Below are 23886 nucleotides of genomic sequence, written 5' to 3' on the forward strand. Positions count from 1 at the left end.
GCTGGTTGTTTATAAGTATTTGATATAAATAATTTAAAGTATAATATGTTTAATATTTGCTCACAAATTATATCCTTGAAAAATAAAATAGAATGCTATGATAATTTTGCATATAAGAAAGGGGCACGTCCCATGAAAAAATATGAATTAGAAATCAGTTATCCGCATCAAGAAGAAGACGAAGCAGAGCAGCTAGGCAGCTTATTGGCAGAAGAAATTCTCTCTACTTTTAAATCCATTAACTGGCAACAGTTACGGGTTTTACAATTACAGATGCAAGCCGCCATTACCACTTTTACCGTAACAGACTCCGATGCTGAACAGTCGATCCAGATCACACTGAATGAACTGGCGCCGTCAGGTCAGCTTGAGTTCAGGCTGGAAAGTGATATTGAAGTGGAAGCTCAACATAAAATTCTGGGACTGTTTAGCCTGAAGAACAAAGACTATGTGTCATTCCGTAGTCTGACTATGTCACAGGTTCAGCAATATCTTATGGCATTCTTAAATGAAGATCTCGACAGTCTGAAAACCCAGTATCAGTCGGGTCATTCAGTATCTCCCATCAGTGCAGCGTCCAAAGCTTAGTCAGGCACTGATTCTGTAACAGGGCTGGATTGACAGTATTCCCTGACATTGTTATTTTGCGCGTTTTCTCCTGAATGCTTAAAGCACATGCCTATTAACGACAACTTTGTCTACGCGCCGCCTCAAGACCCATTGCATATTCTGTATGAAGATGATGATCTGGTCGTCATTGAGAAGCCGGCCGGTTTGTTGTCTGTTCCGGGACGTTTGCCTGAGCATCATGACAGTGCTTATTTACGGGTACTAGAGCGTTATCCGAATGCCAAAATTACCCATCGTCTGGATATGGCGACGTCTGGCATCCTGATGTTTGCCAAACATCGCGATGCTGAAGTGGCAGTCAGTAAAATGTTCCAGGCACGTACAGTCAGCAAGCACTATATTGCGCTGGTACAGGGAGAAATTCAGACCGAGGGCAGTGTCGATGTACCTTTGATTACTGACTGGGAAAATCGCCCACGGCAAATGGTGCATTTTGAACTGGGTAAAGCTGCCAAAACACTCTATCAACGGCTGGAATATCTGCCTGAGCAAGACATCAGCCGGGTATTGCTAACGCCAATTACCGGACGTTCACATCAGCTCAGAGTCCACATGCTGCATATTGGTCATCCGATTACGGGCGATAAAATCTATCATCCGGAACCAACGCGTAGTCCTCTTAATCGCATGGCCTTGCATGCCAGTGAACTGACTTTTACTCAACCCTTGAGTGGTCATAAAGTTGAAATTCTTGCACCTGCACCATTTTAGTAAAATTTAAGCATTCAAAAAATGAATATGGATTCTGATAAATGTTTAAATTTCAGTAAGCTGCAACAGAAATGTCAGAATTTATTTCAATTATCAGAAAATTATGGAGTTGAATTTAAGCAGTTTTCTAGAAAAATTATGTTCTGAATCATGTCTTATCAAGTAATGATTTTTTGAAATTAGAAATGTGTACCCGGAAAAATTTCAGGAATCATTTAAGGAGCTTTATCACTTTATCTTTAGTTTAACTGTTTGATCTGTCTATTTTTATTAGGTTTTTCTCAAGATTTTCAGCCTATCCGGAATTTGTACTTATAACTTTTGATATAAAAATAAAAACCACTCTAATCAATTATTACCAACAGATTCATTTTAAGTAAATTGATAGGCATAAAAATATTAAGGTTTTATAGGTGAAAAATCATTTAAAAGATCAATTATATTAAATGTTTATGGTCATTTTTTATCTTTGATTCTCATCATTAAATTATGCAGAATAACTTTAAAACATCATAAATTTTTAATTTTTTAGTGCCTATATATGGTGCAAGGGGTAAGGGACAGGATGATGCTAAGTGGCGCGCTCTTTGTTCTCGCAAGTGTTTTAATCATTGTATTACTATGGGTATTCAATAGCCTGAAATTATCAAGAAACAATATTCAGTCCTTACAGGAAAATCTGGATCATTCACGCAGTAAATTGGCTGATTATGAAACACAAGTTGATGAATTAAATTATGAAATGACCCAGCTACGGATGCAACTGGGAAGTGCCAGAACTGAACTGAATAAATATAAACAATATCAGGATATCTGTGACATCGAACAATACATTATTAACCGCAGCTTGCAGGCCGAAAATTTCGTAGAAGTAACCAAACTTGATGCTTCCATCATGCTGGATGATCTCAAAGCCTATATCGCTCAGGTCAAAGCGTATTTACAGAATTTACAGACTCAGGCCGAAGCTGATATTGAGCGACAGGCTCGAAAAGCTTCACAGGCTTATTATCAGCAGGCTAAAGAACAACAGCGACTGCAAGAAGTAGTTGAAGCTCTCGAGCATAAGATCAAGGGCTATCAACATGGTTTTGATCTGCCGGTCACGCAGCTTCTGGATCAGCTCATTAGTGGCTACAACGATACTGATGCAGCCCGGCATTTACTGACTATCAGAACACAGATTGAGCAGGCCAAAGAACAGCAGCAGGTGGCCAGCTGCAACTATGTTGATGAAGACCGTCGCAAGAGCACCATTGCGATTTTGAGTCTGGCATTTAATAGCAGGGCAGAATTGTATTTGTCCCAGTTAAATACTCATAATCTGGGTGAAATGCTGCAATCCTTAAAAGATGATTATCGCCTGATGAACTATAAAGGACAAAGCTTGAGCCAGGCCATGATTCAGGAGTCCTATCTGAACTTACGTCTGGAAGAGCTTAAATTCGCCGCCGTTTTACTACAGTTACGACAGAATCAAGTATCTGAGCCACCTGTAGTGATCACTTCCTAACTACAATTAAAAAATCCAGATCAACCGATGAAATTTTTTAATCTGCAGATTGATATGCAGGTATTTTTAATTAGATGAAAATGCAGCTTTTTTTTCAAATTCTTAAATTTATATTGATAAAATTCAGTTGGTTATTTAGAGAAATTCAATTTTTTTTCATATTCTGTACTCGATAATTCAAATAAAATAAGTTAAGCTGAATCGAATAATAAAACATCATAATAAGGATATCTCTATGGCACGCGATTATGACAAATTCCCTGACGATGAAAATGGTCATGTACTGTGGCAAATGTATCAGGATGGTGATGATCTGCAGGACGACCATGAAATAGAATTCTCGATAGCCTTTAATAGTGAAGAGCAGGCTGACCGCTGTGCATTGCATTTACTCAAAGAAGAACAAAAGATAAGCCTATATCAGGATGAGGAGAGCGATACGCTGGAATGGACAATTACCATTCATGTCTATATGCAACCTACCTATGAAAATATTGTCGATCTGGAACAATGGTTTACCAGAATTGCTGCTGAATTTCAGGGTGAATATGATGGCTGGGGCTGTATGGCCTATGTTTACGATGATGAAGATGACCCGGAAGAAGGTGAAAGCAAACTGCGTAGCAGCTAATCAAAATTTCCTTATTCAAGCCCGGTTAAGCCGGGTTTTTTTTATGGCCTGCGGTATCGGTCGGGTCAACTGTAGTTTTTTGTTATACATCCTATAAAATGGATAGATAACAATTATATTTAGGCCGTACAGTATGTTGGGCAGTTATTTAAATACTGAGGCCGACGAGATCGGGATGATCCGTCCGAATAATAAATAAAAATAATCTTTCAGTAAGAACAAGAAAAAAAGGTAGGCTGAAATGAGTTATACCCTAAAAATGCATCGCGTATTCAGTGCGCCACCGGAACGGGTGTACCGGGCCTTTATTCATCCAGATGCTATTGCAAAATGGCTGGCACCGCATGGCTTTACTGCCAGAGTTGAGCATGCCGAAGTCAAACCGGGAGGCAGCTATAAAATCACCTTGACCAATTTTGCCACTGGTACCCAGCATCATTTACATGGCACCTATCATGAAGTTATTCCTAACCAGTTACTGCGCTATACCGATTGCTTTTCTACACCTGAGGTCAAAGGTGAAATTGAAGTCACGCTCATCTTTGAAAAAGTGTCTGTAGGCACCAGCCTGCATATTATTCAGGTGGGTTATCCGGATCTGGTACCGCCATCTGCATGCCACTTAAGCTGGCAGGAGTCATTGCAGCTTTTGTCTTGGTTGGTCAATCCACATATTTTGGATGGTTAAGTTCAGTTAATTAAGTTGAGCGGGAGATCCTTTTAAAGCTTGAGCATGAGCCCACCCAAAGATGCTATAATTCAGCTTTAATTTTTTGTTTTTTTTTATTTTGTTGAGGTTGCTATGGCTCTACCACAATGCCTAAAATGCCAGTCTGAATATACTTATGAAGATGGTGACTTGTTAATCTGCCCAGAATGTGGACATGAGTGGAAAGAAGGGGAAGCAACTGAGGAAACCGTGGTCATCAAGGATGCGCATGGCAATCTGCTGGCTGATGGCGACACAGTTACGGTGATTAAGGATCTTAAAATTAAAGGATCTTCTTCAGTGGTTAAAGTCGGGACTAAAGTCAAAAATATTCGTCTATTGCCCGATGCAACTGATGGACATGATATTGACTGTAAAATTGATGGCATTGGCGCCATGAAGCTCAAATCTGAATATGTGAAAAAAGCCTGATACATTCTTATACGAATGAGTGCTTTCGGTCTTCGGGTTTGAAGGTTTATGCTTATTCCTCAAACTCGAAGATCAATCTCTTCTGATCGCTATATCATGCCTGGATCTACGCTTTATGCCTCACCTTCATCTTGAATATTCAGATAATATTCAGCAGCTCGAAACCCGACCTTTAATGTTGGCAATTCATCAGGCCTTATTTAACGCCGGTTATATTAATGACCCGAATGATTTAAAAAGCCGGGCGATTGCACAGCAAGATTATGTGATTGGACTAGAGCAGGAGACAGATCAGGCTTATGTGCATGCCAAAGTTTCTCTCCTGACTGGTCGTAGTCTAGCCATCCGACAAGCAATTTCTAAGTTAGTACTTCAGGTCATGCAGCAGCACATTGTCTCGCAGCCTGGGCTAAACATTCAGCTCTGTGTTGAAATTCTGGAAATGGACAAAGAAACTTACATTAAAGCTATTATTTGATTTTTTTAGATTGAAGTGAGGACTAGGAAATAAAGTTTTCCTAGTTCCTCTCTTTATCTTGAATACATAAGAACTAAATAAAAAATTGAGAAGTTTCAAAGCGATTTTGAAATATAAAGAACGATAAATAAAACTAGAGCATGAAAATTTAAATAATCAGTCAAAATTCACCTGATGATTGCAGTTGATCAGAAAATTTTGCCTATGATTAAAAAAATGGTGTAATTTTAGGTATTAGGTCACACTTTTGACCTGATATATGGGGGGGGGTGGGTAAAAACAGGATCCATCCACATAATTAAAAATAATGAAAACAAGAAAGACTGAAAAATGATGAGATGCTTGAAATCTCGGTTTTCAAGTCTGAATAAAACCTTATAGAGAGGTATTCAATGAAAATAATAGGGGAAGAATGTCTGGCTCAGGAAGTCAGGACATTTTTACAAAAATGGGATCAAGCTATTTGTTCACTTGAATTCAGCGAAATTCGTCAACTTTGCCGACCAGATGTCTGTCTGATTGATATTAGCTCCGAACTGAAAGGGATCGAGGCTTATCAGGCTGCATGGCAACAGTACCGCCCATATATGCGCAACAATGGTATGCGCGTTGAACGGAAGGAGGTCACCATTCAGGTCAATAATGACATGGCTTTCGTATATGGTTATGTCCGGATTGCCTATGCGGCGATGGAACGATATTTCCCTTTGCAATGGTGCCGCTTCAGCATGGTCTTGAGCAAGCAGCAAGATCAGTGGCAATTGCATTATCAACATATTTCTGTCCCTGTTCAGGAGAAGACTGAAAAACTGCGCCCTGTGAAACTGGCAGGTTAAGGCAAAAGTTTTAAATTTCATTGAAACAAGATCATCACATCTATTTGTCCATTCTTGAAAAAAATCGCCATAAAAAAGCCTGAATCGTTCAGGCTTTTTTATTTAGGGAAGATTAGAAGCGTTTTGGAATGCGCTGACCATTCGGTACCGGAATTTCCGCATTTTTTAATACACCAAATAACCAGGTTTCTGCATGTTGTACGGCTGTTTTCAACTGGTCACCCAAGGCTAGACGTCCGGCAATGAAACTCGCCAGTGAACAGCCTGAGCCGTGATATTCACCTTTCAGACGCGGACAACGGGTTTCATTGATCAATTCACCCTGAATATATAGACGGTTCTGGATATAGTCGGGAGTATCTTCGTGGCCACCTTTAACAAGAATCGCGTGAGCACCCATTTCGAACAGTTTCTGCGTGGCTTGATCTAAATCCTGCTCACCTGTCAGAGCGCGCAACTCGACTGTATTTGGAGTTAAAATCGTGGCTAGCGGAATCAGTTGTTTAAACGCTTTGACCAGTGTGGCTTGATTGCCGAGTGAGCCACCACTATTGGCTACCAGCACTGGATCCAGTACATACTGATAGTCCGGATGCGCAGTTAGAAATTCTGCCAGTGCTTCAATATTTTCAGTCGTTCCCAGCATGCCTGATTTAACACAACGAATCGGCAGATCCTTTACCACAGCATTGGCCTGAGCCAGCAGTAATTCCTTTGAAGTTGCTTCAAAACCAAAAACCTGTTGCGAGTTCTGAATGGTCAGGGCTGTACAGGCAATTGCAGCATGAGCACCACTTTGACCGATGGCTTCAATATCTGCTTGAAGGCCTGCTCCACCTGAAGGATCTAAACCTGAAAAGCAAAGTACGGTAGGTCGCAAAATGATGTCCTTCATTCACTAAAATTGCCTTAGTATAGGCAAATTTATTCAAACTCTCGATATTAATTTCTATCACTTGCAAGAACGGTCTGTCAGGCAAAATTTCGACTGTTTTATCTGATGAAAATACAGGATTAATTACCCTAGAAATGGGTATTCTTGGTTTGTTTTTATGGCCCAACAATTGCTTTAGCGTAGACAAATCTGGCTATACTCACGATATGAATTGATGTCGGCTGCAAACATAGGAGACAAGGTGTGATTCAGAATATTTTAATTGACTTGGATGGTACATTAACCGACCCAAAAGTGGGGATTACGACTTCTGCCCGCTATGGTCTGGAAAAGGTGGGTCATCCGATCAGTGAAGACACGAATATTGACTGGATTATCGGGCCTCCTCTAAAAGCTTCGCTAGCCAAAATTCTGAATGTAGATGCGGATGATACCCTGGCTGAACAGGCACTAATGGCATATCGTGAGCGTTTTGCAGTGACTGGCTTATATGAAAATCACGTCTTTGAAGGCGTAGCTGAAACTCTGGCGGAACTTAAACGCCGTGGTTATCGCCTGTTTCTCGCAACAGCAAAACCAACCGTTTATGCCAAACAGATTCTGGAACATTTTAATCTGGCCCAGTATTTTACTGAGATTTATGGCAGTGAGCTGAATGGTGATCGGACCAATAAAGGGGAACTGATTCAGTATATCCTGGAACAACAAGGCATACAGGCTGATCAATGCATTATGGTGGGGGACCGTGAGCATGATATTTTTGGTGCCCGCCATAATGGGATTGAGTCGATTGCAGTCAAATACGGCTATGGTTCAGAAATTGAATTACAGCAGGCGCAGCCCAAGTATACGATTGAGAACTTTAGTCATTTATTAGACTATTTAACCCGAATCGCGGATAAAAAATTGACTTGAAAAATAAGAGGACTAGAGCCATCAGTTGAGTTACCACACAAAACTTAAAACTCTAGTCCCGATGTTTAATAGTACCGAATTATTTTGCGTAATTGATGATTTCTTTCTTAAATTTGAAGCAACCTACTGGAATTTCCTTAAACAAAGTCGTCGTTTCTCCAGAGTCCGAACCGCTCACTTGAGTATCTCAGAAATCACTTTTATCGCGATCTGGTATAAATGTTCTCATTTCACTAATTTCAAAGCATTTTTCACATGGTTGAAACAGGATAAAAATCATTTATTTAAAAGCTTACCCTGTTACCAACGGATGATTCATCTGATTAATAGACATCAATTAGCTCTACACGCTTTACATGTGGCGCTAATGAAAGGCCAAGGTACACAATATTTATGGATTGATTCAACAACTCTGCCAGTTTGTAAAAATCAACGTATTCAACGCCATAAATCATTAGTCCAAATTGCATCACGTGGTAGAAACTCAATGGGCTGGTTTTATGGCTGTAAATTACATATTGTGATGAATCAATTTGGTGAAATTGCTTGTTCTGCTTTATCCAATGGACATTTGGCTGATATCAAAATGGTTGAGAGACTCGTTAAAGAGATGGAAGCAAAGTTGTATGGAGATCGTGGCTATATTAGTCAAGAACTGAAGAGTAGGTTGAAAGAGCAAAGTATTGATTTAATTACCTATCATCGAAAAAATATGCAGGCTATACAACTTTCTGAGTCAGATAAATATCACTTAAAACAGCGCAATAAGATAGAGACTTTATTCAGTTTATTGAAAGGTCAGTACAATTTAGTGACAAGCAAAGCACGTAGTGTTCATGGATTTCTAGGAGGGATTTACGCGTCCTTGTGTGCATATCAACTGATCCATAAAAATAAGCCAACAATTCAAATTATGAAGTCATCGGCTTAAGCAGGATTCGGGTTACTTTAGGATTGGGTACAGCATTAGATGCGCTTCTAAATGGAATTTTAGAAGGGGTAGATGGTGCAGGCCAGGCATTATTCGATAACCTGGTTGAACCACTAGTTAGCGATATTTTGCTAGATACCGTGCTTGAAGAAACTGGCCTAACGACTGGTTTAAATACCTTGCTCGGATCATTAAATACATTGCTAAGTACTTTAGGGCTGGATGATGTTTTACCAGCTGTTGATGGCTTAATAGACCTGATCGCTCAAGAAGCCTTAAGTAATCCATTAACGCTATTTGGTGGAACCACTGCTGAAGTCTACGAAGTCAATGGAGAAATCTACCGTGCAACAGGCAATATTCAGGAAACTTCAGCCGACGGCACACAAGCGGATAATTGGGCGGGTGGCGTATTAACTGAGATTAATGGGCAGCCAGTAACTTTCGATTTAAGTGATGAAGGAGGTAACTTTACCCTTATCGAAGGGACATATGGTGAGCTCAAACTCTATGAAAATGGTAATTTCAGTTATGAATACAATAGTGCAGTAGGACAGGGCCCATTACTCAGTGAGGTATTTGAATATACGGTAACGCGTAATGCGGGACAGGCCGATCAGGAAAGTGCTTCAGCAAATCTGGTGATCAATATTGATCAGGTAAACCAGATTCTTAACTATGCCGACGATCCAGCAGATAACCTGTTACAGGGTGGTGCAGGTGATGACATCCTGACAGGTGGTGCAGGAGCAGATACAGCGATCTATTATTTACTAAATAATGCTGATGCAACTGGCGGCAATGGTACAGATACCTGGACTGACTTCAATGCAGTTGAAGGTGATACCATCGATGTATCTGCATTATTAAGTGATCAGGCAGTAGATGCGTCAAATCTGGGGAACTATATCACGCTCGAACAACGTGGAGATGATACAGTCGTGACAATCGATCGTGATGGTTCCGATACCAATACCACCTTTGCACGCGCTGATTTGCTGATATTACAGAATGTAGACAGTGCAACTTTACAGCTGGATGACATCATTAAATATAATCCAATCTAATCAGAAGTTTTTAAAATGGATTATTCATAAAAATTTATGATGTCATTGAACTTCAATTAAAAAATCCCGCTTAATGCGGGGTTTTTTAATTTTATATGGCATTTAAAGTGTTAAAAACCAGATAGAAGCAGCAATGACGACAATTAAGATAACCAGAAAGATTTTTAGATTGGTTTTAGGATAAGTGGTGCTTAAGCTCGCTTTCGTAATTTCCTGACCTGCGGGATCATACAGAATCACCTTTTGTGCACTATTTTCATAACCTAATTCTAGCAGGGCACGCTGTTCAAGAGCTGTCAGACCCTCTTCAGGCATATCCATAACTTGCAGCAGCGTTGTAGAGCCCCAAAGTTTTTGAACAATTGAAGTAGATACCAGCTGTTTTAGGGTGTCTGAGGCAGCATTAAAGTCGGCAATGATGCTGCGTTCATGCGCATAGGGAACGGGAGGAACCATTGTTTGCACAATCGTGCCCTCATTGTCCATCAGTTGCATTTTATCTTTATAAATTTGCACCCATATTGCATTGGGAAGTTTGGATAACTGATCTTGCAGCATGAATTGCCTACGTATTGCTTTGATATTAAATTAAATAATCTATAAACATATCCCGTATCAAGACGGGATATGTAATGTTCCATTACTTGGCAGGAGCACCATATTCATTATTTTCTTTTTTGGTATCACTTGCCCACCAGATAATGAGTAAAATGGCTCCTATCCCTGTCAGTACAAGCAATTGCCACCATCCAGAGCGTCCAATGTCATGCAAGCGACGTGCCCCTACAGCCAGACTTGGGAGCAGAAGCGCTAAATTTAGCAGGCCATTCACCAAAGGTTTGGTGCCTAAAACTGCATCAATGGCTTCACTAATAATGCTTAAAATTACACAAAACAGCATAAAGAACCAAAATTCTTTACGGCGTGCACGACCTGAAAAGTTTGCATAATTGGTTAGACATTTTACGAACCAATCGATACTGCTGTAATTCTCTTCAGCCTGATCCAGATTGGAATATTTATTAATCTGATTGCTAATGCTTTCTCCCAGATGAATCGAGTTTCCCAAAGCCAGATAAATATCTGCTGCCTGACCGGTTGAGTTAACAATAAAATCAACCCGGTCACCGCGTGAAGGAGGGCGTTGTCCACGCCAGTCTGCACCGCTAAAACTGTAGCGGTTGTTATCATCCCCTGTGATAAAACCCGTATTATCTTGAATAGAAAAATCCAGGATGGAACCTTTCATAAGCCCTCTCTATTTATCTTCTGGCTATTATGGATTTGTATAAATATTATTCATATATGGCCGATAGTAGCATAGGAAATTTATTTTGAGATCAAGCTTTTATAAAAATATTTAGGTAATAAATTTTCACTATCTAAAGCTAGAAGTTCTGATTAATAAGAAGTTGATTTAGCCGGTAACGAATAATTTAGTTAAATTTAGATTTTCTTAATTTGTTGAATAATAAGAAATGATTTAATGGAGCAAAACCAAGATAAGTTTAATAAGGCTAAAAATATACTGAAATTTATAAAATATAATTTAAATCAATAACTTAATTAATTTTAGTATTTTATTCAATATAAATATATTGCGAATTTTTACGTAGAGTTTGAATAAGAAACTAATCCCCAACAGACTTTGCTTAAGTTAATAAATGCTTATATATTGATCTCATAAAACAACTTAAACATTACACTGTTTTTAAGTGAATTCACCTATTTTATAAAGGCAATTTTAATTAATAAAACATTAAAGGGTGTCATGATGAAAGCTATTCCAATGAAGAAGATGATTAACTGCGTTGCGATGAGTGGTGTATTGCTATTCACTGCTGGTCAAACGATGGCAATGAATCAGCAATCTTCAACTGCTGCTCAAGCAAATTCTAAAGCATCAAATGACAGCCGAATGAATTTAACTGAGAGCCAAGTGATTAAGGTTGTAAGTACGGTCAATAACGGTGAAATCAAACAGGCAAAAACAGCCTTGCCTAAGCTTAAAACAGATGACGCACGTAAGTATGCGCAAATGATGATTAGCGAACATACAGCGAACGAGAAAAAAGGCCAGGCTCTGGCAGACCGTTTAAAATTAACTCCTCAAGCAAGCAGTCTCAGTACGGCATTGCAAAGCGATAGTGACAAGATTGTTACTGACCTGAGCAAGCCATCTGCAGCCGATAAAGACTATATGATGAGTCAGGTTGAAGTACATCGTAAAGCCCTGAACACTTTGGATACACAATTGATTCCAAATGCGAAAAATGCGGAATTAAAAAGCATGTTGACGCACACCCGTACTGCGGTAGCGACACATCTGAAAAAAGCTGAACAAATCGTTGAAAAGATGAAATAAGTTAAGCATTCATCCAATAAAAAAACCGCCATTTTAGGCGGTTTTTTTGATCATAATACTTTATATATTATGTGATATTTCTTACCAGCTTAACGCGCCACCAGTTTGATAATCTGTTACGCGAGTTTCGAAGAAGTTCTTCTCTTTACGTAGATCCATCATTTCTGACATCCACTGGAATGGATTGTTCACACCAGTAAACTGTTCAGGCAAGCCTAACTGGCTCAAGCGACGGTTACAGATAAATTTCAGGTATTCTTCCATCATACCGGCATTCATGCCCAATACACCGCGTGGCATCGTGTCACGTGCATATTCGATTTCAAGCATGGTGCCTTCAAGGATCATCTGAATCACTTCTTGCTGGAATTCAGCAGTCCACAGATGTGGGTTCTCGATCTTGATCTGGTTGATCATATCAATACCGAAGTTCAGGTGCATAGATTCATCACGCAGGATGTACTGGAATTGCTCAGCAACACCATTCATCTTGTTACGACGACCCATAGACAGAATTTGGGTGAAACCGCAGTAGAAGAAGATACCTTCAAGTACACAGTAGAATGCGATCAGGTTGCGAAGCAAGATCTGGTCGTTTTCTGGTGTACCGGTTTTGAAAGTAGGATCACTTAGAGATTGTGTATATTTCAAGCCCCAAGCCGCTTTACGTGCAACTGATGGGACTTCGCGGTACATGTTGAAGACTTCACCTTCGTCCATACCTAAAGACTCGATACAGTACTGGTAAGCATGCGTATGAATCGCTTCTTCAAATGACTGACGCAGGATGTACTGACGGCATTCAGGGTTGGTGATGTGACGGTAGATCGCCAATACCAGGTTGTTTGCAACCAGTGAATCTGCTGTAGAGAAGAAGCCCAGTGAACGCATCACGATGGTACGTTCATCTTCGGTCAAGCCATTTTCAGACTTCCACAACGCGATGTCGTGGTTCATGTTGATTTCTTGAGGCATCCAGTGGTTCGCACAACCATCCAGATATTTCTGCCAAGCCCATTCGTATTTGAATGGCACTAACTGGTTCAAGTCAGCACGGCAGTTGATCATACGTTTATCATCAACTTGTACACGCTGTGCACCCATCTCAAGTTCTTCAAGACCAGGCGCAACGTCCAGCTGGTCTAGGGAAGCAGATGCTCTTGCCAGTGAATCGGTTGAATTTGATCCTGCGCTTCGAGGGGCTGCAGCGGGTTGTGCAGCTGCCACATTCGACGATGTGTTGCTTGCATCAGATACCATCTGCGGATTAGCCGTTTTTTTCGGCTCGACGGGCGTAGGCTGCTGTTCAGGTGCAGCCGGTTTTTGCGAATCATCTTCGAAATCGTCCCAACTTAGGATAGACATATCAATTCTCTCTAGTTGCTTTATATCTTTTATTAGACATCCAGCAGTGCTGAGATGTCTTACTATACGCTCAATTTGTGTAAACAAAATTAAGTTTTGTCGATGAATGCTCTGAATTTGTTCAGAGATAAATCCCCACTACTTATTTTGTTTACGCTGTTGCTGGCGAACTTTAAACCAGAAATAAGCAATCGGTGCGTAGAAGGTAACGGCAAAGGAAAGGATCAATGCTACAAGTCCTAACATGTAATTGTGAGTCATATGGGGCATTGAGGTTTCCTTTAATTTTTCTAATTTATTTTAAATCCTCCCCAAACCCCTCCTTCTTGCGCTTTATTTTCAAAGCAGTGCTTGAAAGTTAGCTCAGGAGGGGCTTCCATCAACCTATTTGGATTTTTGGAAGTCCCCCTTTGTAAAAGGGGGATTTAGGGGGATTCTTTGAAACCCGTCAGATTACTGACAAGCCTCACAATCAGGATTATCAATTGAACATGCTTGTGGCACTGGCGCTGCTTGAGTGAAACCTTCTTCCTCTACAGGCGCTTCAGGTTTTTTCTCTTCAACCACTGGCGCTGCAACTACAGGAGCCGCAACAGTTGCAGGTTTAACTGCATTCAATGCACCAGTATTAATAGTTGATTTTTCAGCAGAAGTTGCACCTAATGCACGTAGGTAGTAAGTGGTTTTCAGACCACGTAACCAAGCCATCTTGTAAGTGATGTCCAGTTTCTTACCGTTTGCACCAGCGATGTACAGGTTCAGAGATTGTGCTTGGTCGATCCATTTTTGACGACGAGAAGCAGCATCTACGATCCAGCGTGGCTCAACTTCAAACGCAGTCGCAAAGATCGCTTTCAATTCTTCAGGAATACGAGAAATCTTTTGTACTGAACCTTCAAAGTGTTTCAGGTCATTGACCATCACTGCATCCCAAAGACCACGTTCTTTCAACGCACGTACCAGGTATGGGTTGATCACTGTGAATTCACCAGACAGGTTAGATTTCACATACAGGTTCTGGAATGTAGGCTCGATTGACTGAGACACGCCACAAATGTTCGAAATAGTTGCAGTCGGAGCAATCGCCATCACATTCGAATTACGCATACCGTCTTTTTGAACTTTGGCACGTAAAGTGTCCCAGTCCAGACGTTGTGTGCGGTCTACTTCAAACATGCGTTCTGGACGAGTTTTCGCAACCAGGTCAAGTGAGTCGATTGGCAGAATACCTTGATCCCACAATGAGCCTTTGAATGTTTCATACGTACCGCGTTCAACAGCAAGGTCACTTGAAGTTGAAATTGCGTAGTAAGAAATCACTTCCATTGATTCATCAGCAAACTCAACCGCAGCGTCAGAACCGTAAGCCATACCCATTTCGTAAAGCGCATCCTGGAAGCCCATGATACCCATACCGACTGGACGGTGTTTCAGGTTCGAGTTACGTGCTTGTGGAACTGCATAGTAGTTGATGTCGATCACGTTATCGAGCATACGAACCGCAGTTTTTACTGTACGAGCTAGTTTTTCACGATCCAGCTTGCCGCCTTGAACGTGTTGTACCAGGTTGATCGAACCTAAATTACATACTGCGATTTCTTCTTTGCTGGTGTTCAGGGTGATTTCTGTACACAGGTTAGAAGAGTGAACCACACCTACGTGTTGTTGTGGTGAACGCAGGTTACATACGTCTTTGAACGTGATCCATGGGTGGCCTGTTTCGAACAGCATAGACAGCATTTTGCGCCACAAATCTTTTGCACGGATTTTCTTGTGCAACATGTTTGTTTCTTTGGCAATGCTTTCGTAGTAAGCATAACGCTCAGCGAATTCTGCACCAGTCAGATCATGAAGATCAGGCGTTTCAGAAGGTGTGAACAGTGTCCATTCAGCATCTTCGAATACACGTTGCATGAACAGGTCAGGAACCCAGTTCGCAGTGTTCATGTCGTGAGTACGACGACGGTCATCACCCGTATTCTTACGCAGCTCAAGGAATTCTTCGATATCCAGATGCCAGGTTTCCAGGTATGCACATACCGCACCTTTACGTTTACCACCCTGATTTACGGCAACAGCAGTATCGTTGGCAACTTTAAGGAATGGCACCACACCTTGAGACTTACCGTTTGTACCTTTAATGTAAGAGTTCAGGGCACGAACTGGAGTCCAGTCATTACCTAAACCGCCTGCCCATTTAGACAGCATTGCGTTATCACGCATCGCGCCATAGATGTCAAACAGATCATCATCAATTGTAGTTAAGTAGCAGCTAGATAACTGTGGACGTAGCGTACCTGAGTTGAAAAGGGTAGGCGTAGACGCCATGTAGTCGAAGCTAGACAATAAGTTATAGAACTCGATTGCACGGTCTTCACGGTTATCTTCGTTCAGGGCAAGACCCATAGACACACGCATGAAGAACAATTGCGGCAATTCGAAACGCACGCCATCTGAGTGGATAAAGTAACGGTCAAATAGGGTTTGCAGACCTAGGTAAGTGAACTGGTTTGAACGTTCTGGTTGAATCGCTGCAGCCAGCTTAGCCAGGTCAAAGTTTAACAATTCAGGTGAAAGAAGCTCTAACTCAATCCCTTTTTTCAGGAAAGTTTCAAGTGCATCACCTTCATTAGTATCAGTGGATAGACCCAAGAACTCTAAACCGGTAGCCACCAGGTCATCACGCAACAGACGTGCAGTCACATAAGTATAGTTAGGTTCTTGCTCAATACGGGTACGAGTTGCCATCATCATTGTGGTAGAGATGTCAGACTCTTTTACACCGTTATAAAGGTTTTTTACGGTCTCATCGACAATCGCCTGTACATCGATCCCTTCAAGGCCTTCGGCAGCGCGAGTCACAGTCGCAGTCAATTCGCTTAAATCAAGCGGCTTTAACTTGCCTTCTGCATCAGTGACTTGCAGTGTAGGATGATGGTTGGCACCTAACTGTTTGCGCGCTTCAGAACGTTGTTCACGGTAGATGACATAGGCACGTGCAACTTTCTGTTCGCCAGTACGCATCAGCGCAAGTTCAACCTGATCCTGAATTTCTTCGATATGGATCGTGCCACCCGATGGTAAACGGCGTTTGAATGTATTCAGAACCATTTCCGTTAATTGTTCGATACGGTCGTGTATACGGCTCGAATCTGCACTTTGCTGGCCTTCTACTGCCAAAAATGCTTTTCCAATTGCAACAGAAATTTTTTCTGCATCAAAAGCGGCAACATCACCGGTGCGTTTAATCACCTGAAGTTGACCCGGAGTGGACGTGATTACGCTCATGTTAGCATAGCTCCATTGTCATCTATTTTTATGTTTATGGACCGTTTGAACTGGGCAAAAATCGTGCCACAGTGTTCGAGGAATAAACACAAGACCTAGTGGTTATAAAATTAATTGAACACAAGATACGGGAAAATTTAGGGTAGATCAATATTGACATTTTGCTAAATATTTTTCTGAAGTTTTATCTTAATCTTTTGCAAAAAGATCCCAATTTTTATTGATTCTTGCATAAGCCTTATCCGGCAAGGCATAGCATATCAAAGCTGGCAAAAAGTGCTTATAGATAACATTGTGGATAACTAAAAAGGCCTGAATCAATAAGTCATATTTTGTTCAGATTAAGCTTTGATCGATGCAAATAAGCCGACAAACGGTAGTTAAATGCACATTCGAGTGAAATGTGCACGATAAAATATTACAAAATGCTACTTTGATGTATTGGTTTGGTGAACGCTATCTTGTTTACAATGTAAACGTGTGTATATTGCAAGCATATTAAAAACGTATCTATTGGATTTCAAAAGGATACGTCCGTAGCATACGTCCATCAAATAAAGGGGCAACACATGAGCCAAGAAGAAAAGTTACCTAAAATTCTAATTGTTGAAGATGATGAGCGTCTTGCTCGTTTAACACAAGAATACCTCATTCGTAATGGTCTTGAGGTTGGGGTAGAGCCGGATGGTAACCGTGCTATTCGTCGTATTATTGCTGAGCAACCAGACATGGTGGTTCTAGATGTCATGTTGCCAGGTGCTGATGGTTTGACCATCTGTCGTGAAGTTCGTCCACATTATCATCAACCGATTTTAATGCTAACTGCACGTACTGAAGATATGGATCAGGTGTTGGGTCTGGAAATGGGTGCAGACGACTATGTCGCTAAACCGGTTCAGCCGCGTGTCCTGCTGGCTCGTATTCGTGCTTTATTACGCCGTACTGACAAAGTGCCTGAGGATGAAGTGGCTCAGCGCATCGAGTTTGATGACCTGGTGATCGACAATGGTGGTCGTTCAGTGACCTTAAATGGTGAGCTGGTTGACTTTACCAGTGCAGAATATGACCTGTTGTGGCTGCTGGCTTCAAATGCGGGCCGCATCCTGTCACGTGAAGATATCTTTGAGCGTTTACGCGGCATCGAATATGACGGTCAAGACCGTTCAATTGATGTGCGTATCTCGCGCATTCGTCCAAAAATTGGTGACGATCCTGAAAATCCAAAACGTATTAAAACAGTACGTAGTAAAGGTTATCTATTCGTCAAAGAAACTAACGGTATCTAATCGGTGCCTTTAGCCGCCTGAATAAACAGGATAATTAATAGGTGTTTAAACACAGTATATTTTTGCGGATATACGCAGGCCTGGTCATGCTTGTGGTCCTGGTGGCAGTATTCAGCTATCTGCTGGTACAGATCATCAACTACCAGCGTGCGCAAGAGTATCGTGAATCCCTGACTAATGGTATGGCATATATCATCAGTGAGGGGGTTGCGAGACAGCCTAATCTGCAGCAAAAGATGGATTGGGTTTCAGATGCGTCTGATCTGTTGGAATTGCCGATCTACTATGTCGAAGCCAGTAAAGTGGATATTACCCGAGCGGAAGGTCGACGTCTGGCTGACCGTAAGGCAGTCGTGCGTTGGGATGCTAAAACTGGGGTAGCTTATATTGTCATTGGGCTACGCGATGATCCAAGTCATTATCTTTATATTAAGGCGGATAATATTACTGAACGTCAGATGAAGGCTTTACCGGTCTTTATTCTGGACTATCTGGTGTACTACCCAGGTCAGGAAAAAGAATACCTGAAGCGAATTCAGGACTATTTCTCTTATCCAATCTCGATCGAAAATGTCCAGAGCCTGCCACTAGATTCCGAGCAGATCGGACGTTTGCGTCTGGATCACAGCATTATTTTATATCGTGATAGTGCCTCAATTCGCGGCACTACAATTTCGATCATTTCTCCTATTCCTAGCTCTACGTCTGAAGTGCTGGTGATGGGGCCAGTGCCGTTATTTAACTGGATGCCATTCCAGTTGGCTGCCGGGATTACCTTACTGAGCCTGTTTGTCTTAAGTCTGGGGATTTATGGTCTGCTGGTGCCAATGCAGCGTAAACTGCGAGAAGTGAGCTATGCCCTGAATAAGATGAAAACCGGGAACATGTCATTGCGTCTTCCAGTAGAGGGTAGTGATGAGATGGCGACGCTGGCTTCCAGCTATAACAATATGTCGGACCATATTCAGCGCCTGATTGAAGCGCAGCGTGAATTGATGCGTGCTGTATCGCATGAGCTGCGTACACCGGTTGCCCGTATCCGTTTTGCTGTGGAAATGATGGCAGATGAAGACGACTATGATTATCGCTTGCAGCAGGTTGAGCAGATTGATAAGGATATTGAGGCCTTAAATACCTTGATCGATGAAATCATGACCTATGCCAAACTGGAACAGGGCATGCCTTCAATTGAATTTGAAGATATTGATCTGTTTGAAGTGCTGGATCAAGTCGCCGTCGAAACAGATGCTTTAAAAACTGGCAAAGTAGTCGAAGTGCTGCCAATGCCAGTACCTGTAACTGTAGAAGCTGAACGACGTTACCTGCATCGTGTGGTGCAAAATCTGGTGGGTAATGCAGTACGCTACTGTGAGCAGAAAATCCTGATCAGCGGTGGACTAGATGCTAAGGGCATGGCATATATCTGTGTAGAAGATGATGGTCCGGGGATTCCGGAAGCTGACCGCGCCCGTATCTTTGAAGCTTTTGCCCGACTGGATGATAGTCGTACCCGTGCTTCAGGGGGGTATGGTTTGGGCTTGTCTATTGTCAGCCGGATTGCTTACTGGTTTGGTGGAGAGATTCAGGTCGATCAAAGTCCGACACTGGGTGGTGCACGCTTTATCATGATTTGGCCAGCCAGCCGTTACGGTAAAAAAATCAAGCAAAAACCGATCGAAAAGCTGGAAAAAGCTGAAGTGTCAGATCAGTCAGAATAAGAGTTTAGGTGAGAAAAAAACGATACATAGGTATCGTTTTTTTATGGCTATTTAAAGGGGATTATTCATGGATGGTAGCATCCGGTTCAATCAGTGGCTTGCCTTCTTTCAGGCTGTTTAAGGCATCAGAATTGAAGTTGATCAGTAGCTTGTTATTTTTAACATCTACCTGATAGCTTTGGATTAGCTTCTGGTCACCAGATAAGGTTTCAAGCTTGTACTCATCGGCAATATTCATAATACCGTCCAGGTTAATGCTGGAAGAGGCATAGTCTGTCTGGAAAAGTTTATGAATATCCCCTAAGTCAAAGATTGCATTGCTGGCATCCTGATGTTTTTGGATGTAGCTTTCTACATGTCGCATCAATAATTGAGCAAAGAAAAAATAATCAGGTTTATGGGTAAATCGTAGAGACATGCATGGACTCCTTATTGTTACTTTATAAATGTCATAGTGTGTTTAAAAATAGAAATATCATAATCTGAATCAAACTGTTGGACGTGTTGCAAAAATACACAATTGCTCTTTTTAGGTTTACCGAGAGCGGGTAGAAAAGGCAGGCTTCTAATTGAATGACAACATTCATGTTAAACATCTTTTAAAAACACACTGATTTTTTCGAGGCATTATGCAAAGGTGAAATGTTTTTAATTGATTCTTTATAAGTTTCGTTTCATTGGGTGGGTAGCCAGCCACTGTAAAAGGAGTGAGGCTTAATTAAGCATAGCTTTAAAAGTCTATCTGGGTTTAGAAAAAAATAATGGAAATTTAAACTTTAATTTAAAAAAACGATCGGTTGAGATTCTATGAGCTTAAAGCCAGAATAAAATTAGGAATGTCTAAAAAATCATCCAAAAGACTAAGGCTTATAAACTAGCAAGTGAAATCCAAAATCAGGTACAATTGGCGGGATTAATTTTGTGTTTGGTGTATTTGAAGGCCAATACATACATTCTTTGTTAATAAATCGGCCTGCCAGGAGTTATCCCCGCATGAGTGCCATTACTCCATACGAATGGGCAATTATTGCCTTCGTGATCGGCGTTACATTTTTATGCGTCTTTATGCTCACTGTCCCATTACTCCTCGGGGGTAAATCATGGGGCCGTGCCAAGCAGGAGCAGTTTGAGTCAGGCGTAGTCAGCGCAGGTGGAGCTCGTATCCGCTTGTCTGCGAAATTCTATTTAGTTGCAATTTTCTTTGTAGTCTTCGACCTCGAAGCACTTTACCTGTATGCATGGGCATCTTCTGTTCGTGAAGTAGGTTGGATTGGTTTTGCAACTGCAGCTATCTTTATTTTGGTTTTACTTGTTGGTTTGGTTTACGAATTATCGACAGGCGCACTGAACTGGGCACCTTCAGACAGACGTAAAGCAGCAGGATACAAAGCTAAAATTGGTTCGCCAAATATGGATCTTGCAGAAATTACGCGCTTCAACTCAGTTGAAGAATTGGTTATGGATCCAACTGGTCAAATCCCAGCTCAATCATCTGGTCTTGTGAAAAAATCACAAGTTCAACCCTCTGATAAGGAGTAACTCGGGATGAAATATACATTAACCCGTGCGAATCCGAATGCTGATGAATATCCACTTCAAGAGCGTATCGTTGTAGAAGATCCGCTTCTAGAAGAAGAAGTGAATAAAAATGTGTTCATGACTCGCCTAGAGGATGTAATGCACACAGCAGTGAACTGGGGTCGTAAGAACTCAGTTTGGCCATTTAACTTTGGTACATCTTGCTGCTACGTTGAATATGCAACGACTTTGACCGGTGTACATGACTTGTCACGTTTTGGTGCCGAAGTTATCCGTGCTTCACCGCGTCAGGCAGACTTGATGATTGTAGCAGGTACATGCTTCGTGAAAATGGCTCCGGTAATTCAACGTCTGTATGAACAGATGCTTGAACCGAAATGGGTGATTTCAATGGGTGCATGTGCAAACTCAGGTGGTATGTACGATATTTATTCAGTCGTACAAGGTGTGGACAAGATTATTCCGGTAGATGTATACGTTCCGGGCTGCCCACCACGTCCTGAAGCATTGATCCAGGCATTAATGCTGTTACAAGACCAAATTCAATTAGAGCGTCGTCCGCTGTCTGCGGTAATCGGTGATGATCTTAAGCCAGTTTATAAGCCAAAGATGATGCCGGAACGTGACCGTAAGAAAGACCAGCGTGTGGCTGTGAAGAACTTACGCTCTATGGATGAAATTAAATAATTTAAACGACCGGTTTTTTGTTGTGCACCCGCTATGGGTGTAGTTGTCGTTTAGGTTGACTGAATTTGTATTAAATAGGAAGCCAAGCCAATGGCTGAAACTGACATTGCTATGCCAGAATCAACAGCAGTTGATTCACGCCCAGCATTTGCCATCATTGAAGAGCTCAAAACCAAGTTTGGTGAGAACTTCTTTGTGCAAACAACTTTCGAGGATTTCCCGACAGTTTGGGTTGAGCGCGCACGTGTACAAGAAGTATTGATGTTCTTGCGTACCGTGCCACGTCCATACGTGATGCTATTCGACTTGTCTGCAGTAGATGAGCGTTTACGTACGCACCGTGACGGTTTGCCTGCGTCAGAATTCACAGTGTTCTATCATTTATTATCTTTAGAGCGTAACTGTGACATTCGTATTAAAGTTGCATTAAGCGACAGCGATCTGAATATTCCGACCGCAACGAATATCTGGCCAAATGCGAACTGGTATGAGCGTGAAGCTTATGACATGTTCGGCATCAATTTCGAAGGGCATCCAATGCTCCGTCGTATCTTGTTGCCAACCTACTGGGAAGGTCATCCGCTACGTAAAGAATATTCTGCACGTGCGACTGAATATACTCCGTATATTCAAGACAAAGCCAAGCAGGACTTTGAACAGGAACATCTACGTTTCGTGCCAGAAGACTGGGGTCTGAAGCGCGGTAATGCAGATGAAGATTTCATGTTCCTGAATTTGGGTCCTAACCACCCGTCTGCGCACGGTGCGTTCCGTGTAATTTTGCAGTTGGATGGTGAAGAAGTGAAAGACTGTGTGCCAGATATCGGCTATCACCACCGTGGTGTGGAAAAGATGGCTGAACGTCAAACTTGGCATTCATTCATTCCGTATACTGACCGTGTGGACTATTTGGGTGGTTGTGCTCAAAACATGCCGTATGTGATGGGTGTGGAACAATTGGCAGGCATTACTGTGCCAGACCGCGCACAATGTATCCGTGTCATGATGTCGGAATTGTTCCGTATCAATAACCACTTGCTATACATCGGTACTGCGATTCAGGATGCCGGCGGTATGACCCCTGTATTCTATATGTTCGCTGACCGTCAGAAAGTGTATGACATTGTGGAAGCGATTACTGGTTACCGTATGCATCCAGCATGGTTCCGTATCGGTGGTACTGCACATGACTTGCCAAACGGTTGGGAAAAACTGGTTCGAGACTTGCTCGACTGGATGCCTAAGCGTTTGAACGAATACTATACTGCAGCACTGAAAAACTCTGTATTTGTGGGTCGTACCCGTAATGTGGCTCAGTACGATGCGAAATCTGCATTGGCATGGGGTGTAACAGGTACTGGTCTGCGTGCGACAGGTATCGACTTTGACGTGCGTAAATACCGTCCATACAGTGGTTATGAAAATTACGACTTCGAAGTACCGGTTGAGTACGAAGGCGATGCATATGCTCGTGTGATTGTTCACTTCCGTGAAATCGAACAGTCACTGAAAATCATTAAGCAGTGTCTAGAGAATATGCCATCTGGTGCGTACAAAGCGGACCATCCGCTGGCTGTTCCACCACCAAAAGACAAAACATTACAAGATATTGAAACCTTGATTACGCACTTCTTGAGCGTTTCTTGGGGTCCTGTAATGCCTGCAGGTGAATCATCTGTGATGGCAGAAGTGGTGAAAGGTGCGTCGACTTATTATCTGACTTCAGACAAGTCAACCATGAGTTACCGTACCCGTATTCGTACACCAACTTTCACGCATTTACAGCAAATGCCTTCTGTGATTAACGGCAGTCTTGTATCTGACTTAATCATTTATTTAGCGACAATCGACGTCGTAATGGCTGACGTGGATCGCTAAGGGGTAAACGCA

At 41.8% G+C, this 23886-nt stretch carries 24 protein-coding genes; 17 read left to right on the plus strand and 7 right to left on the minus strand.

The window, feature by feature from the left end; genetic code table 11:
- The first annotated feature begins 132 nt into the window (after positions 1 to 132).
- The 8 genes from FTU01_RS09300 (at position 133) to FTU01_RS09335 (ending at position 5940) form a co-directional block, all read left to right on the plus strand.
- Complete coding sequence (locus tag FTU01_RS09300; RefSeq protein ID WP_180138865.1) at positions 133 to 588, plus strand: hypothetical protein; 456 nt, start codon at positions 133 to 135, stop codon at positions 586 to 588.
- An 87-nt stretch (positions 589 to 675) separates the two neighbouring features.
- The gene (locus FTU01_RS09305; protein ID WP_004785137.1) at positions 676 to 1341 is read left to right on the plus strand and encodes a pseudouridine synthase; all 666 of its coding nucleotides are present in this window, start codon (positions 676 to 678) and stop codon (positions 1339 to 1341) included.
- Positions 1342 to 1909: 568 nt separating this feature from the next.
- The gene (locus FTU01_RS09310) at positions 1910 to 2854 is read left to right on the plus strand and encodes a DUF4041 domain-containing protein (RefSeq protein ID WP_180138879.1); all 945 of its coding nucleotides are present in this window, start codon (positions 1910 to 1912) and stop codon (positions 2852 to 2854) included.
- A 235-nt stretch (positions 2855 to 3089) separates the two neighbouring features.
- Positions 3090 to 3485 carry a ribonuclease E inhibitor RraB gene (locus FTU01_RS09315; RefSeq protein WP_004785133.1) on the plus strand — a complete coding sequence of 132 codons (396 nt, stop codon included), beginning with the start codon at positions 3090 to 3092 and terminating at the stop codon, positions 3483 to 3485.
- 241 nt (positions 3486 to 3726) lie between these two features.
- Positions 3727 to 4173: an SRPBCC domain-containing protein gene (locus FTU01_RS09320; RefSeq protein ID WP_004785131.1), complete on the plus strand. Its 447-nt coding sequence runs from the start codon at positions 3727 to 3729 to the stop codon at positions 4171 to 4173.
- 114 nt (positions 4174 to 4287) lie between these two features.
- On the plus strand, positions 4288 to 4626 hold the full coding sequence (locus FTU01_RS09325) for a zinc ribbon domain-containing protein YjdM (RefSeq protein WP_180138867.1): 339 nt from the start codon (positions 4288 to 4290) through the stop codon (positions 4624 to 4626).
- A gap of 115 nt (positions 4627 to 4741) precedes the next feature.
- On the plus strand, positions 4742 to 5104 hold the full coding sequence (locus tag FTU01_RS09330; RefSeq protein ID WP_180138869.1) for a 5-carboxymethyl-2-hydroxymuconate Delta-isomerase: 363 nt from the start codon (positions 4742 to 4744) through the stop codon (positions 5102 to 5104).
- A gap of 392 nt (positions 5105 to 5496) precedes the next feature.
- The gene (locus FTU01_RS09335; protein ID WP_159123697.1) at positions 5497 to 5940 is read left to right on the plus strand and encodes a nuclear transport factor 2 family protein; all 444 of its coding nucleotides are present in this window, start codon (positions 5497 to 5499) and stop codon (positions 5938 to 5940) included.
- A gap of 112 nt (positions 5941 to 6052) precedes the next feature.
- On the opposite strand, the gene FTU01_RS09340 is transcribed toward FTU01_RS09335, so the two are convergent.
- Entirely contained in the window at positions 6053 to 6820 is a 768-nt protein-coding gene (locus FTU01_RS09340) for a hydroxymethylpyrimidine/phosphomethylpyrimidine kinase (protein WP_180138881.1), read from the minus strand.
- A gap of 258 nt (positions 6821 to 7078) precedes the next feature.
- On the opposite strand from FTU01_RS09340, the gene FTU01_RS09345 reads away from it, so the two are divergent.
- From FTU01_RS09345 to FTU01_RS09355, 3 genes are all read left to right on the plus strand, one after another.
- Complete coding sequence (locus FTU01_RS09345; RefSeq protein ID WP_180048153.1) at positions 7079 to 7750, plus strand: HAD family hydrolase; 672 nt, start codon at positions 7079 to 7081, stop codon at positions 7748 to 7750.
- 61 nt (positions 7751 to 7811) lie between these two features.
- Complete coding sequence (locus tag FTU01_RS09350; RefSeq protein ID WP_180138883.1) at positions 7812 to 8681, plus strand: IS982 family transposase; 870 nt, start codon at positions 7812 to 7814, stop codon at positions 8679 to 8681.
- A gap of 23 nt (positions 8682 to 8704) precedes the next feature.
- Complete coding sequence (locus FTU01_RS09355; RefSeq protein WP_180138871.1) at positions 8705 to 9748, plus strand: type I secretion C-terminal target domain-containing protein; 1044 nt, start codon at positions 8705 to 8707, stop codon at positions 9746 to 9748.
- Between the two features lie 102 nt (positions 9749 to 9850).
- Here the strand turns inward: FTU01_RS09355 and FTU01_RS09360 are convergent, their stop codons facing one another.
- Together FTU01_RS09360 and FTU01_RS09365 are read right to left on the minus strand one after the other, a co-directional pair.
- On the minus strand, positions 9851 to 10306 hold the full coding sequence (locus FTU01_RS09360) for a hypothetical protein (protein WP_034706330.1): 456 nt from the start codon (positions 10304 to 10306) through the stop codon (positions 9851 to 9853).
- A gap of 82 nt (positions 10307 to 10388) precedes the next feature.
- The gene (locus tag FTU01_RS09365; RefSeq protein ID WP_159124294.1) at positions 10389 to 10997 is read right to left on the minus strand and encodes a DUF805 domain-containing protein; all 609 of its coding nucleotides are present in this window, start codon (positions 10995 to 10997) and stop codon (positions 10389 to 10391) included.
- A 525-nt stretch (positions 10998 to 11522) separates the two neighbouring features.
- On the opposite strand from FTU01_RS09365, the gene FTU01_RS09370 reads away from it, so the two are divergent.
- Positions 11523 to 12113: a DUF4142 domain-containing protein gene (locus FTU01_RS09370; RefSeq protein WP_171505613.1), complete on the plus strand. Its 591-nt coding sequence runs from the start codon at positions 11523 to 11525 to the stop codon at positions 12111 to 12113.
- Positions 12114 to 12194: 81 nt separating this feature from the next.
- On the opposite strand, the gene FTU01_RS09375 is transcribed toward FTU01_RS09370, so the two are convergent.
- The 3 genes from FTU01_RS09375 to FTU01_RS09380 all read right to left on the minus strand — a co-directional run bounded on the left by FTU01_RS09375 (position 12195) and on the right by FTU01_RS09380 (position 16766).
- Entirely contained in the window at positions 12195 to 13478 is a 1284-nt protein-coding gene (locus FTU01_RS09375) for a ribonucleotide-diphosphate reductase subunit beta (protein ID WP_004785102.1), read from the minus strand.
- Between the two features lie 138 nt (positions 13479 to 13616).
- Positions 13617 to 13748 carry a hypothetical protein gene (locus FTU01_RS15555; RefSeq protein ID WP_005237071.1) on the minus strand — a complete coding sequence of 44 codons (132 nt, stop codon included), beginning with the start codon at positions 13746 to 13748 and terminating at the stop codon, positions 13617 to 13619.
- A 183-nt stretch (positions 13749 to 13931) separates the two neighbouring features.
- Positions 13932 to 16766 carry a ribonucleoside-diphosphate reductase subunit alpha gene (locus FTU01_RS09380; protein WP_159124296.1) on the minus strand — a complete coding sequence of 945 codons (2835 nt, stop codon included), beginning with the start codon at positions 16764 to 16766 and terminating at the stop codon, positions 13932 to 13934.
- Between the two features lie 569 nt (positions 16767 to 17335).
- Here FTU01_RS09380 and bfmR point away from each other — a divergent pair.
- Positions 17336 to 18052: a response regulator transcription factor BfmR gene (gene bfmR, locus FTU01_RS09385; RefSeq protein ID WP_004785097.1), complete on the plus strand. Its 717-nt coding sequence runs from the start codon at positions 17336 to 17338 to the stop codon at positions 18050 to 18052.
- Between the two features lie 41 nt (positions 18053 to 18093).
- Positions 18094 to 19770 carry a sensor histidine kinase BfmS gene (gene bfmS / locus FTU01_RS09390; RefSeq protein ID WP_180138873.1) on the plus strand — a complete coding sequence of 559 codons (1677 nt, stop codon included), beginning with the start codon at positions 18094 to 18096 and terminating at the stop codon, positions 19768 to 19770.
- Between the two features lie 61 nt (positions 19771 to 19831).
- On the opposite strand, the gene FTU01_RS09395 is transcribed toward bfmS, so the two are convergent.
- Positions 19832 to 20188, minus strand: coding sequence for a hypothetical protein (locus tag FTU01_RS09395; RefSeq protein ID WP_004785094.1), 357 nt, complete (start codon positions 20186 to 20188; stop codon positions 19832 to 19834).
- A gap of 575 nt (positions 20189 to 20763) precedes the next feature.
- Between FTU01_RS09395 and ndhC the strand changes: the two genes are divergently transcribed.
- The 3 genes from ndhC (at position 20764) to nuoC (ending at position 23874) form a co-directional block, all read left to right on the plus strand.
- Positions 20764 to 21309, plus strand: a complete 546-nt coding sequence (gene ndhC / locus FTU01_RS09400; protein WP_004785092.1) for an NADH-quinone oxidoreductase subunit A — start codon at positions 20764 to 20766, stop codon at positions 21307 to 21309.
- A gap of 6 nt (positions 21310 to 21315) precedes the next feature.
- Positions 21316 to 21996 carry an NADH-quinone oxidoreductase subunit B family protein gene (locus tag FTU01_RS09405; RefSeq protein WP_004785090.1) on the plus strand — a complete coding sequence of 227 codons (681 nt, stop codon included), beginning with the start codon at positions 21316 to 21318 and terminating at the stop codon, positions 21994 to 21996.
- 90 nt (positions 21997 to 22086) lie between these two features.
- Complete coding sequence (gene nuoC / locus FTU01_RS09410; protein WP_034702039.1) at positions 22087 to 23874, plus strand: NADH-quinone oxidoreductase subunit C/D; 1788 nt, start codon at positions 22087 to 22089, stop codon at positions 23872 to 23874.
- Positions 23875 to 23886 lie beyond the last annotated feature (12 nt).

It is taken from the genome of Acinetobacter sp. YH12043 (assembly GCF_013419915.1).
In the GTDB taxonomy this organism is placed as follows: Bacteria; Pseudomonadota; Gammaproteobacteria; order Pseudomonadales; family Moraxellaceae; genus Acinetobacter.